The organism is Streptomyces aureus, assembly GCF_001418135.1.
In the GTDB taxonomy this organism is placed as follows: domain Bacteria; phylum Actinomycetota; class Actinomycetes; order Streptomycetales; family Streptomycetaceae; genus Streptomyces; species Streptomyces aureus_A.
This window is the reverse complement of record NZ_LIPQ01000260.1, coordinates 1-12,577: the sequence shown is the minus strand read 5'-3', so window position 1 is coordinate 12,577 and position 12,577 is coordinate 1. Positions and strand designations below refer to the sequence as shown.

General features: G+C 73.4%; 9 protein-coding genes and 1 pseudogene. 6 read left to right on the top strand and 4 right to left on the bottom strand.

Annotation, left to right across the window (positions count from 1 at the left end; genetic code table 11):
* Positions 1-2 precede the first annotated feature (2 nt).
* Entirely contained in the window at positions 3-1,754 is a 1,752-nt protein-coding gene (gene treZ, locus AOK00_RS21695; RefSeq protein ID WP_055601958.1) for a malto-oligosyltrehalose trehalohydrolase, read from the bottom strand.
* Positions 1,755-1,815: 61 nt separating this feature from the next.
* Positions 1,816-2,766 (bottom strand): GNAT family N-acetyltransferase, encoded by a 951-nt coding sequence (locus AOK00_RS21690; protein ID WP_055601980.1) that lies wholly within the window; start codon positions 2,764-2,766, stop codon positions 1,816-1,818.
* Positions 2,767-2,999: 233 nt separating this feature from the next.
* On the opposite strand from AOK00_RS21690, the gene AOK00_RS21685 reads away from it, so the two are divergent.
* The 4 genes from AOK00_RS21685 (at position 3,000) to AOK00_RS21670 (ending at position 6,416) form a co-directional block, all read left to right on the top strand.
* Positions 3,000-3,548 (top strand): DUF1707 and FHA domain-containing protein, encoded by a 549-nt coding sequence (locus AOK00_RS21685; RefSeq protein WP_055601957.1) that lies wholly within the window; start codon positions 3,000-3,002, stop codon positions 3,546-3,548.
* Between the two features lie 43 nt (positions 3,549-3,591).
* Positions 3,592-4,524 carry a hypothetical protein gene (locus tag AOK00_RS21680; RefSeq protein WP_055601956.1) on the top strand — a complete coding sequence of 311 codons (933 nt, stop codon included), beginning with the start codon at positions 3,592-3,594 and terminating at the stop codon, positions 4,522-4,524.
* Between the two features lie 175 nt (positions 4,525-4,699).
* Positions 4,700-5,830 carry a cytochrome P450 gene (locus AOK00_RS21675; RefSeq protein ID WP_055601955.1) on the top strand — a complete coding sequence of 377 codons (1,131 nt, stop codon included), beginning with the start codon at positions 4,700-4,702 and terminating at the stop codon, positions 5,828-5,830.
* 103 nt (positions 5,831-5,933) lie between these two features.
* Positions 5,934-6,416 carry a hypothetical protein gene (locus AOK00_RS21670; RefSeq protein ID WP_254047449.1) on the top strand — a complete coding sequence of 161 codons (483 nt, stop codon included), beginning with the start codon at positions 5,934-5,936 and terminating at the stop codon, positions 6,414-6,416.
* Positions 6,417-6,458: 42 nt separating this feature from the next.
* Here the strand turns inward: AOK00_RS21670 and treY are convergent, their stop codons facing one another.
* Positions 6,459-8,840, bottom strand: a complete 2,382-nt coding sequence (treY, locus tag AOK00_RS21665; RefSeq protein WP_055601953.1) for a malto-oligosyltrehalose synthase — start codon at positions 8,838-8,840, stop codon at positions 6,459-6,461.
* A 90-nt stretch (positions 8,841-8,930) separates the two neighbouring features.
* Between treY and AOK00_RS21660 the strand changes: the two genes are divergently transcribed.
* Positions 8,931-10,163: an MFS transporter gene (locus AOK00_RS21660; protein WP_055601979.1), complete on the top strand. Its 1,233-nt coding sequence runs from the start codon at positions 8,931-8,933 to the stop codon at positions 10,161-10,163.
* Here AOK00_RS21660 and glgX read toward each other — a convergent pair.
* Entirely contained in the window at positions 10,132-12,252 is a 2,121-nt protein-coding gene (gene glgX / locus AOK00_RS21655; protein ID WP_055601952.1) for a glycogen debranching protein GlgX, read from the bottom strand. The two genes, AOK00_RS21660 and glgX, sit on opposite strands and share 32 nt — an antisense overlap.
* A gap of 138 nt (positions 12,253-12,390) precedes the next feature.
* Between glgX and AOK00_RS40500 the strand changes: the two are divergent.
* Positions 12,391-12,577, top strand: a pseudogene (locus tag AOK00_RS40500) (Tat pathway signal sequence domain protein); the annotation flags it as partial.

Genomic DNA, 12,577 nt, shown 5'->3' with positions numbered 1-12,577 from the left:
GCTCAGCCGTCCGTCAGGACGACCGCCGACTCGCCGGGGAGCCGCAGGACCCCGTCCACCGCCGGGGTCCCGACCGGCTCCCACGACGCCAGGACCTGGTCGCGGCCGTTGGAGCCGAGTGGGATCACCGCCGGCTCCACGCCCAGGTTGACCGCCACCCGCAGGACCCCGCGCCGGAAGACCAGCCAGCGGGCCTCCTCGTCGAAGGCCACCTTCACGCCCGCGAGGTCCGGGTCCGTCAGGTCGGGCAGGGTGCGGCGCAGCGCGATGAGCTGGCGGTACCAGGCGAGCAGCCGCTTGTGCGGATCCCGCTCCCGCTCGGCCCGGTCGAGGACCGAACGGTCACGGGTGGCGGGCTCCTGCGGGTCGGGCACCTCGTTCTCGTCCCAGCCGTGCTCCGCGAACTCCCGCCGCCTTCCCCGCCGTACGGCCTCCGCGAGCTCCGGGTCGGTGTGGTCGGTGAAGTACTGCCAGGGCGTGGTCGCCCCCCACTCCTCGCCCATGAAGAGCATCGGCACCGAGGGGCCGGTGAGGACGAGGGTCGCCGCGCAGGCGAGCAGACCGGGGGAGAGGGAGGCCGAAAGGCGGTCGCCCAGGGCCCGGTTGCCGATCTGGTCGTGGGTCTGCGCGTACCCGAGGAAGCGGTGGGCGGGAGTGCGCTCCCGGTCCACCGGGCGCCCGTGACGGCGGCCCCGGAACGCCGAGTACGTGCCGTCGTGGAAGAAGACATGGGTGAGCGTCTTCGCGAGCGCGGCCATCGGGGCACGCGCGAAGTCCGCGTAGTAGCCCTGGGATTCGCCGGTCAGGGCGGTGTGCAGGGAGTGGTGGAAGTCATCGTTCCACTGGGCGTGGATCCCGATGCCGCCGAGCGCGCGCGGGGTGGTCGTCCGCGGGTCGGCGAGATCCGACTCGGCGATCAGGAAGTGCGGGCGGCCCTGCTCCTTCGCCAGCTCGTCGACGGCCGCCGACAGCTCCTCCAGGAAGGTCAGCGCCCGGGTGTCGGCGAGCGCGTGCACGGCGTCCAGCCGCAGCCCGTCGATCCGGTAGTCCCGCAGCCAGGCGAGCGCGCTGCCCCGGAAGTACGCCCGGACCTCGTCCGAGCCGGGCGCGTCCAGGTTCACCGCGGCGCCCCAGGGCGTGTGGTGGGTCTCCGTGAAGTACGGTCCGAAGAACGGGAGATGGTTGCCGTCGGGCCCCAGGTGGTTGTGCACCACGTCCAGGACCACGCCCATGCCGAGGCCGTGCGCCGCGTCCACGAACCGCTTCAGCGCCTCGGGGCCGCCGTACGGCTCGTGCACCGCCCACGGCGCCACCCCGTCGTACCCCCAGCCCCACACCCCGGGGAACGGACACAGCGGCATCAGCTCCACATGGGTGACGCCGAGGCCCGCGAGCTCCCCGAGGCGCGCGGTCGCCGCGTCCAGGGTCCCCTCCTGGGTGAAGGTGCCGAGGTGCAGCTCGTACAGGACGCCACCGCGGAGCCGCAGCCTCGGGGACTCGTTGCGCCAGACGTACGCGGAGTGGTCGACGACCGCGCTCAGCCCGTCGGGTCCGTCGGGCTGCCGGCGGGAGCGCGGGTCGGGCAGCAGGTGCCCTCCGTCGAGCGAGAAGCCGTACCGGTCGCCGTCCTCGGCGGGTACGACACCCGTCCACCAGCCCTCCCGCTCGGCGTCCCGCTCCAGGGGATGCGCGGAGCCGTCCAGCTCCAGCGTCACCCGGTCACGGGCGTTCGGCGCCCACACCTCGAAGAGCACGGAAATCCCCTCGTCGACGGACCAGCCACTCCACGACTGACTACCGCGACCATCCTGGCAGTCAGGACCCCGCCACGCCCGGTGTGTCCCACACGTAGTTGATCGCCCGCTCGAAGGTGAGGTAGCCCGCACGGGCGAACGACGCCGCCATCGGCACATTGCCCAGGTCCGTCGCCGCCCGGATGCGGGGGACGTCGGCGGCGGCCAGGACGCGCGTGCCCTCCGCCAGGATGTCGTCGATGTAGCCGTGGCCGCGGTGGGCGGGCAGGACGCCGATGTACGCGATCGTGTGGTGGTAGTTGTTCCGCGCGGGGACGACGAAGCCGACCGGCTCGCCGGTCTCCGGCAGCTGGGCCACCTGCCACCACTCCCGCGGCGAGGAGTAGTGCGCGAACTCCTCGTCGTAGTGCAGCTCCGCGGCCTCGCGCGCCGACAGGCCGGAGGCGAGATCGGCCTGCCCGTGCGCGTCGAGCGTGCCCTCCATGACCGGCGTCATCAGCGCGACGAGGTCCTCGCGGTCCCGCACCGGGCGGAACTCCAGACGGCCCTTCGGCTCCGGCACGGGGGTGCCGGGCCGCCACTCCAGGCGCAGCCGCTCGACGAGCGGACGGGCCCCGGTGGCGACCAGGGCGCCGAAGACGGACTCCAGGAGCGACCGGGCCTCCGGCACCTCACGCCAGTCCGCCGGCATGAAGCGGCCGAACTCCGGGCGCTGCGTGCCCGCCGGGATCACGGCGGCCGTGGCGGTCTCCAGGAGCCGCAGACCGATCTCGGCGCGCTCCGCCTCGGACAGCTCCGGGGCGAGGTCGAAGAAGTCGAGCGCCTGCGGGGCGCCGCCGGCCGCGTTGGTCCACCAGGAGAGCCGACCGAGGAGCCGGTCGCCGTCGAGGGCGACCCACATCCACGCGGGGACGCGGCGGCCGGTGGCGAGGTCGTCGGCGAGCTCGTGGTCGAGCGAGTAGGTGAGGCGGAGGAACAGGTCGAGTTCCTCGGGTCCGGCGAGCGGACGTATGACGAGATCGTGCGCGCCGGTGCCGGCGGGCGTGCTGGTGGTGCCCGGCGTGCCGGTGGTGCCGGGCGCGCCGGTGGTGCTCGAAGAAGACGTGGTCACGTCGTGTTTCCCCCTGGGGATCCGTGCTGTGGAGACGGCAGACCGTAACAGTGATCATCGACGAGGGGGTACGGAGTTTCCCGCCTGGGGGCCCTTCTGGACACTGCGGGCCCGACGGACCGACAATCACAGATGTGACGACCCCTTTCGAGCTTCCGGCGAACACCCCTCGGCTGACCGACGCCGAGCGGGACCGCGCGCTGGTGCTGCTCCGTGAGGGCGCCGCTCAGGGCCGCCTCTCGCACGACACGTTCGTCTACCGGATGGAGCGCGCGCTCCAGGCCCGGCGCCCCGACGAACTCGCCCTGCTCACCGCCGATCTGAGGACCGAGGGCACCTGGACCCGCCGGGTGGTCGGCGCGGTCGAGCGGATGTCCGCGTTCACGGCCAAGCTGGGACGCGCCTGGTCCGCGGAGCGTCTGCCGAAACTCCTGCTGCCCCTGCCGGGCCCGCACCCCCTGCGCATCGGCCGCGACCCGGTCAACGGCCTCCGCCTCAGCCACGAGACGGCCTCCCGGCTGCACGCCGAACTGTCGATGCAGAGCGGCATGTGGGTCCTCCGCGACCTCGGCTCGACGAACGGCACGACGGTCAACGGACGCCGGGTCACGGGAGCGGTGGTCGTGAGATCGGGCGACGTGGTCGGCTTCGGCCAGATGTCGTTCCGGCTCTCGCACGGGTAGGCGCCGCCCCCAGCCCGGCGACCCGGCGTTCTAGGCTCTCGTCATGCAGCGGAACGATGTCACCCGGGACGACGGCACATGGGTGGGCCTGTCACTCGACGTACGGGACAGCCGTCAGCCGGGGCTGCGCGTGTTCAGCGCGGGGCAGCGGCTGCTGGTCTCCCAGCGGTCGCGGCCCGTGCTGCTCGCCGTCGTCGACGAGCACCTCGACGGTGTGGACTTCTGGCGCACCGACGCGTACCGCTCCGTCGTCCCGCCGCTCCGCGCCGACACGGCGCGCGCCCTGGCGGGCAGCCCGGAACGGTGGGCGCACCGCGTCGCGCAGCACCTCGTCGACTCGCCGGACAGCCCGTTGCACGAGGGCCGATGGCTGCTCTCGTGCGACAGTCCGCTCCTGCGCGGGCGCCACGCCGACTCCTCGCACGCCGAGCACTGGGGCTCGATGCTCGTCGACGGCCATCCGGACGGCTACATCGACTGGTTCCTCCACTCCCACTCGTGGGAGGTCCTTCCGCTGCGGCCGATGCCCGCCGCCGACGACAGCCGGGTCAAGGCGTACCGCAAGCAGGCCCGGGAGGGGACGCTCCCGCCCGTCCTGTTGTGGTGGGTCAGCGGTCTGGACTGCCATCTGATCCTGGACGGTCACGCGCGGCTCGCCGCGGCGATCGCCGAATCCGTCGAACCTCCGCTGCTGCAGCTGCACCGCACGGTGCCACGCGACGACCTGGCCGCACGCACCCATGAGGCCGTGGGCTTCTACGAGGACGAACTGGCACGCTTCGCCGAACTGCGCGCCGTCCACGGTCCCACCGTCCCCGACGGCGCCGCCACCGCCGGCGCGCAGCTGGCCCGTCTCCTCCAGGAGCTGAACACCGGGAGACAACCGACCTGGGCCTGGCCGCTGCCCGGCGGGGAGGCCGAGTGGCATCGCATCAGCCGGGAGGTGACCGCCGGCCAGGACTGGCCCGCGGTCTGAGCCCCGGAGATCGCTCCCGGCCTCGTGGCGCCGTGCCGCCCCTTCTGACCGTCACGGCGGCGTTCACCCGTTCGGCGGTATGCGGCGGGCGGGGCGGCGCGGGCGGTGATGGGCTGTGGGGACGCGCGCCACGATCTCCGGCCGCGGCACCCACCGCCGATCGACAGGGGGCGCGATGAGCCACGAGCAGAACCGCGAGCCGGGCCGAGGCATAGGGGGCGACCGACCGGAGGTGCCGCCCGCGGACCGCTGGACCCGGCTGCCGTCCATGGCGCCGACGACGCCGCCGGCCGCCGGCCGGGCGGGTGAGGGTGTGGGCGCCGTGGTGCCGGGTGGTCTCGCGCCGCTGGCGGCGCGGGTGCGGACCACACCCGGCTGGGGCGCGTCCGGGGTCCGGGTCGTGGCGCCGAGCCCCCTCGACCCCGGTGCCTCGCACGACCCGCACGGGATTCACCGGACCCTCCGCGAGGAGTTCCCGCTCACCTACGACCCGCTGCTGCGGGCCTGGGTGCTCAGCCGGTACGCGGACGTGGCCACCGCCCTCACCGACAGCCGTCTCACGCACGGGCACCGGCCCGGCGACCCGCCGTGCGCGAGGGCCCACGTCGACGTCGACGTGGCCGCCCTCCGCTCGGTCACCGAGCGGACGGCGTACGTCCTGGCCCGCAGGATCGCCGAGCGGCCCCAGGCCGACCTGGTCGCCGACTTCTGCCACTGGCTCCCCGCGGGAACCGTCGCCGCCGCCGTCGGCGTGCCCTACCGCGACATGATGCGGCTCGTACGCGGCCGGGCCGCCGGAGCCCTCGCCGGGGAGTGCGGCGGGCAGATCGCCGTACGGGAGAAGGCCCTCGCCTCCTTCCTCGGCAACGTCCTCTCGGACCCGGACCAGATCGCCGCCCTGCGCGACGCCCCCGCCGGCCTCGTGGGGCGGGCCTGGGCGGAGTCGCTGCGCCGTGACCCGCCCGTGCAGATCGCCGTGCGCCGTACCGCCGCCGAGGTCCCCGTCAGCGGCGGCGTCCTCCCCGCGGGCGCGGCCGTCGCCCTGCTCGTCGGCTCGGCGGGCCGCGACCCGGAGCGCTTCCGCGAGCCCGACCGCTTCGACCCGCTCCGCGACGACCCCGGCCAGCTCACCTACGGCAGCGGCTTCTGCCCGGCCGTGGTCCTGGCCGGCCTGGAGGCCGAGTACGCCCTGCGGGCCCTGTTCGCGGCCATGCCCCGGCTCCGTCTCGCCGACGGCTTCCGGCCGGTGTGGACCGGCCTCATCACCTGGGCGCCGCGGAGCCTGATCATCCGTCCCGGTGGGTGATCCCGGGTGGGGAAGGCGTCCGTCCGCCCGCTGCTAGGGTGACGTGTGCTCGTCAAAGAGCGCCTTTTTCTTTACCACTTCCAACGGGGATTCAAACGTGAAGATGCGTCATGTCCGCGCGATCGCTGTCTTCGGCATCGCGGTCGTCGCCCTGACCGGTGCCCGCGGCTCGAACGGCGGCGGCTGCGGCAGCAGCTCGGGCGGTTCGAGCAGCAGCAACCACAACAGCGACAACGACAGCACCTCCGGTGGCAGCTCCGGCGGCTCCCTCCCCGGCGGCTCCAGCAGCGCCGACAAGGCGGCCCGCGACGTGACCATCAACGAGTGCAAGTACGACGCGGCGACCAAGAACCTCGTCGCCCGCGTCACCGTGAACAACAGCGATGCGCTCGACTACGACTACAGCGTCACCATGACGTTCAAGGGTGACGTCGGCGGCACCGCCTCCCCGGTGACCGCGACCACGACCGCCATCGCGGTCGCGGCGGGCGCCTCCGAGAGCGTCGCGCTGTCCGCCGCATACCCCGGCTCCGGCGACGGATCCGAGTACACCAAGTGCGAGGTCTCGCGAGCCTCCCGCTCCTGACCTCCGACGGGCCCCGGGATTCGCCCCGGGGCCCCTCGGTTCTCAGCCGCGCAGCCGCGCCAGCAGCGCCACAGGCCGCTCCGCGAACAGCTCCGCCAGTTTCAGCTCTGACGCCGGCCCGCCGATGAACTCCCGCACACCGTCCAGGACATCGGCCCAGCGGCCCTCCGGCAGAACCAGCTCCGTGTCCTGCCAGCCGCCCGCCTCCCAGAGACGCAACGGCAGCCGGGTGACGGCGGTGATCACCTCGTCCGAGCGGCTGAAGGCGAGGCAGTGGGCGGCCGTCGGCCCCTCGGCCGTCAGCGGGGTGTACGTACCCCGGGCGCCGAAGGCCTCGGGTCGCTCGCGCCGCAGCCGCAGCGCCGCCCGCACCAGGGCCGTGTGGTCGTCGTCCGCGCCGATCGTGAACAAGGCCCGGTTGTCCGGGTCGACCAGGGCCCGGTACTCCCGCTCCGTGTTCTGGTACAGCTCCGGCACCCCCGGCATCGTCAGCTGCGTGAGCAGCGCGCCCAGCGCGTGCGCCCGGATGTGCGGCTCCAGGGCGAAGGCCGCCTCCGAGGCCGCCCGGAGCGGGATGCGGCCGGGGCCGGCCGCCGCGAACTCCTCCACCGCCCGCTCGTACTCCGTGTCGGGCTCCGTCCAGCTGGTCCGAAGCCCCGCCTCCCGTACGGACTTGAGGATCGCCGGGCCGAGCCGGTCCGGGTCGGGGGCGCCGAAGCCGAACGCGGTCTGCCAGGCAGTCCAGGCCACGTGCGGGTCCGGCGCCGGCACCCCCGCGACCTCCCCGAGGAGATCCGCCCACACCTGAGGGCACTGCGAGAGGACCGCGATCGCGGCCCGGACGTCGGCACTGCGCTTGGTGTCGTGCGTGGACAGGACGGTGCCGGTGCCCGGCCAGTCCCGTGCGATCCGCAGGCAGTACGCGTGGAACTCGTCCACCGGCACCGCCGGGCGCCCCGCGTCACCGCCCACCTCGTTCGCCGAGAGCAGCGGGGTGTACCGGTAGAAGGCCGTGTCCTCCACGGACTTGGCCCGCAGGGCCGACGAGGTCTGCGCGAACCGGGCCCGGAACGCCCGGTGCTCGGGCCCGTCGCCGAGCGTCCCGAGCGCCAGGTCCCGTACGACGTCGACCGCCGCGGCCTCCTCCGGCACCGCGAAGGCCGCCTTCGCACCGCGGGCAGCCTCCGGGGTCAGTACCTCCTCGCCGCCGGTCCGGTAGGGGCGATAGACCGGGACCCGGACGAGGAGCTCACGGACGGCGGTGCGCAGCGCCCAGGGCGCGTGGTCCCGCAGGGCGGGGTCGGCGGCGCAGACCCGCTCCGCGATCCGGGTCAGGACGGCCGTCTCGGCGGCCAGGTCGTGGCCGACCACCTCGTACGCGGCGCGCCGCTCGGTCGCCTCCCAGCGGCCGCCCCTGTCACCAGCGCGGCAGACGAACTCCCGGTACAGATCGGTCAGTTCATGGGCGCCGACCGGATCGGTGAACACCCCGTCGACGTGCCGCAGGGCGTCGTACCCGGTGGTGCCGGCGACCGGCCAGGCGGCGGGCAGGGTCTCCGGGCCGGTGAGGATCTTCTCGACCACCGTCCAGCAGCGCCCGCCGGTGGCCTCGGCGAGCTGCTCCAAGTAGCCCTGGGGGTCGGCGAGTCCGTCCGGGTGGTCGATCCGAAGACCCCCGACCACCCCGTCCCGGACCAGCTCCACGATCTTCGCGTGGGTCGCCCGGAACACCTCGGGGTCCTCCACCCGGACCCCGATCAGCTCCGAGATCGTGAAGAACCGCCGGTAGTTGAGCTCGGTGCGGGCGAGCCGCCACCAGGCGAGCCGGTACCACTGGGCGTCGAGCAGTTCGTCGAGCGGCAGCCCCTCCGTGCCGGGGCGCAGCGGAAAGTCCTGGCCGTCCAGGTGCAGCGATCCGTCCGCGACCCGCAGCCGGTCCCGTACCTCCGGGAGCCGCGCCGGCAGCACCGGGAGCAGCAGCCGGCCGTCCCCCGCGGACCGGTCGATGTCGAACCAGCGGGCGTACGGCGAGTCGGGGCCGTCGCGGAGCACGGCGCGCAGCGCGTGGTTGTGCCGGGCGGAGGCCGCCATGTGGTTGGGCACCAGGTCGACGACGAGGCCGAGCCCGTGCGCCCGCGCGGTCGCGGCGAGGGCCCGCAGTCCCTCCTCGCCGCCGAGCTCGGCGCGCACGGACCGGTGGTCGGTGACGTCGTACCCGTGGGTCGAGCCGGGGACCGCCTCCAGGACGGGGGAGAGATGGAGGTGCGAGACCCCGAGGCCCGCGAGGTGCGGCACGGCCCGCTCGGCCGCCGAGAACGGGAACTCCGGCTGGAGCTGGAGCCGGTAGGTGGCGGTCGGAAGCGCGGGAAGGGACGAGGCGGAACCGGACGGGAGGGGGCTCGGGACGGACGGGAGGGAGGTCATGCGAACGTACGTACCCCGCGAGAGGGCTTCTGTGTCATCGCCCCATGCACCCGTTCGTGTGCATCGCGTTACGTTCGCCCGATGCTCCGGATGTATCGCGACACCCTCTCCCTGCTCGGCCCCGCCCTGCCGGTCGTCTCCTTCCTCGGCCGGCTGCCCACCGCCATGTGCCAGCTGGGCAGCCTGCTCCTGGTCGCCGAGACGAGCGGCTCCCTCGCCACGGCCGGCCTGGCGGGCGGGGCGCTCGCGGCCGGGCAGACCGTCGGCGGGCCCGTCGTCGGCCGGCTCGCCGACCGGCACGGCCAGCGCGGGGTCGTCCTCGCGGCCTCTCTCGCCAACGCCGTCGCCGTCACCGCCCTGGTCCTCGCCGCGCTCGCCCACGCCCCCACGGGCTGGCTGATGCTCCTCGGCGGGCTCGCCGGGGCGACCGTCCCCCAGGTCGGGCCCCTCGCCAGGACCCGCTCGGTGGCCCTCGCCCGCCGCTCCGGCGCCGACGACCGGACCGTCGGCACGGTGCTCTCCTTCGAGGGCACCCTCGACGAGGTGTCCTTCGTCCTCGGCCCGGCGTTCGTCGGCCTCGCCGCCGCCCTCGCCCACCCGGCGGCCGCACTCCTCCTGGCGGCCCTCCTGCTCGCCGTCTTCGGCACGGCCTTCGCCCTCCACCCGACGGCGCGCACCACCCTTCCGGAGCCGTCGGCGTCCACCCGTACGGGCGACGCCGAACGGACGCGACTGCCAGGATCCGCGTACGCGCTGCGTGGCACGATGGTCCTCCAGGGCGCCATGTTCGGCGCCTCGCAGGCCGGGATCACCGCGCTCACCGAGGAGCTCGGCGCGCCCGCCCAGGCCGGTCTCGTCTACGCGGCGATGGGGGTCATGAGCGCCGCCGTCGGGCTCTCCATGGCGGCCGTGCCCGACCGGATCGGGCTGACGACCCGCTGGCGCGCGGCGACCGCGGCGCTGGTCGTCCTCTCCGTACCGCTGCTGTTCGTCGGCTCCCTCGGCGCCCTGTACGCGGTCGTGGTCGTCCTCGGCGCCGCCTACGCCCCCCACCTGATCACCGTCTTCGGGCTCACCGAGCGGACCGTGCCGGCCGCCCGGCTCGCCGAGTCCATGGCCTTCCTCACCAGCGGGGTCGTGGCCGGTCAGGCCCTCGCCCTGGCCGTCTCGGGCCGGCTCGCCGAAGGCCACGGCGCCCCCGCCGCCTTCGCGGTGGCGGTGGGGGCGGCCGTGGCCTGCGCGCTGTTGTCCTGGACGGTACGGGCGGCGGCGCCCGGTCCCGTACGGGAACTCAGGCCGGCCGGCGCAGAACGGTCAGGCTGAGCGGCGCGAGGGTCACCCGCTCGCCACCCGCGAGCTCCGGGCCCTCCTGCGGTGGCATGCCCTCCGGGTCGGAGGTGTCCACCACCGTGCGCCAGCGGGTCCCGTGACTGTCGGGGACCGCGAACTCCAGCTCCTTCGACGAGGCGTTGAACATCAGCAGGAACGAGTCGTCGGCGATCCGCTCGCCCTGGGTGCCCGGCTCCGAGATGGCGTTGCCGTTGAGGAAGACGGTCAGCGCCTGCGCGTGCGCCGCCTGCCAGTCGCGGGACGTCATCTCCTCGCCCTCGGGCGTGAACCAGGCGATGTCGGTGAGCTCGTCGTGGGTGCCCTCCACCGGCCGCCCGTGGAAGAAGCGGCGGCGCCGGAAGACCGGATGGTCCCGGCGCAGCCGCACCATCGCCCGGGTGAAGCGGAGCAGCGTGGCCTCCGCCTCGCTGTTCTCCTTCGGCCAGCGCACCCAGGACACCTCGTTGTCCTGGCAGTAGGCGTTGTTGTTGCCGCCCTGGGTGCGCCCGAACTCGTCGCCGTGACTGAGCATCGGCACCCCCTGCGAAAGCATGAGGGTGGCAAGGAAGTTACGGGTCTGGCGGGCGCGCAGCTCGGCGATCCCGACGTCCTCGCTCTCGCCCTCCGCGCCGCAGTTCCAGGAGCGGTTGTAGCTCTCGCCGTCCCGGTTGCCCTCGCCGTTCGCCTCGTTGTGCTTGTCGTTGTACGACACGAGGTCCCGCAGGGTGAAGCCGTCGTGGCAGGTCACGAAGTTGACCGAGGCGAGCGGCCGCCGCCCGTCGTCCTGGTAGAGGTCGGAGGAGCCGGTCAGCCGGGAGGCGAACTCGGCGAGAGTGCGCGGCTCGCCCCGCCACAGGTCCCGCACGCAGTCCCGGTACTTGCCGTTCCACTCGGTCCACAGCGGCGGGAAGTTGCCCACCTGGTAGCCGCCCTCGCCGACGTCCCAGGGCTCGGCGATCAGCTTCACCTGGCTGACCACCGGGTCCTGCTGCACCAGGTCGAAGAACGAGGACAGCCGGTCCACCTCGTGGAACTGGCGGGCGAGGGTGGCCGCCAGGTCGAAGCGGAAACCGTCCACGTGCATCTCGGTCACCCAGTACCGCAGGCTGTCCATGATGAGCTGGAGCACGTGCGGGGAGCGCATGAGCAGCGAGTTCCCCGTGCCGGTGGTGTCCATGTAGTAGCGGGGGTCGTCCGCGAGCCGGTAGTAGGAGGGGTTGTCCAGGCCGCGCATGGAGAGCGTCGGACCCAGGTGGTTCCCTTCGGCGGTGTGGTTGTAGACGACGTCGAGGATGACCTCGATGCCCGCCTGGTGCAGCGCCCGTACCGCCGACTTGAACTCCAGGACCTGCTGGCCCCGGTCTCCCCAGGACGCGTAGGCGTTGTGCGGGGCGAAGAAGCCGATCGTGTTGTAGCCCCAGTAGTTGGAGAGCCCCGCGTCGACCAGCCGGTGGTCGTTCACGAACTGGTGAACGGGCATCAGTTCGAGCGCCGTGACGCCCAGTTCCTTGAGGTGACCGATCACCGACGGATGCGCCAGGCCCGCGTACGTCCCGCGCAGCTCCTCCGGCAGATCCGGATGGAGCATCGTCAGGCCCTTCACATGGGCCTCGTAGATCACCGTGTGGTGGTACTCGGTGCGCGGCCGCCGGTCGTCGCCCCAGTCGAAGTACGGGTTCACCACGACCGAGGTCATCGTGTGCGGCCCCGAGTCCAGGTCGTTGCGCGCGTCCGGCTTCCCGAAGGGATAGCCGTACACCGCCTCGCCCCACTCGACCTGCCCCGACACCGCGCGTGCGTAGGGGTCGAGGAGCAGCTTCGCCGCGTTGCAGCGGAGCCCGCGCTCCGGGGCGTACGGGCCGTGCACCCGGAACCCGTACCGCTGACCGGGCATCACACCCGGCAGATAGGCGTGCCGCACGAACGCGTCGGTCTCACGCAGTTCCACCGCCGTCTCCGAGCCGTCGTCGTGGAGCAGACACAGCTCGATTCTGTGGGCGGCCTCCGAGAAGACCGCGAAGTTGGTTCCCGCTCCGTCATAGGTGGCGCCCAGAGGGTACGCCTGTCCCGGCCAGACCTGCATGGATACGACTCTTCCTCTTCTGTCCGGGTTTTATAGCTGTTCTTCGGCCGAATCCTGCCCGAAAGAGGCGCAACCTCCTAGGACTTCGCCCCGTCCTACCGGGTGACCGCAGACCCGGAGGGGGAATGAGGGGGAAGTGTGTACGAAATAGCGCGCCGCCACCTGGGGAAGGTGGTGGCCGGAGCGGCCATGGCGGTGACGGGAACCGCCGTCGCGGTCGCGATCGGCCTGCCGGGGGTTTCGGCGGGGGAGGCTCCGCCCAGGCCTGCGGGCGGCACCACGCTCGGCGGAGCGACCGGTGGGGGCGGAGGAGGCGGGGAGGCGG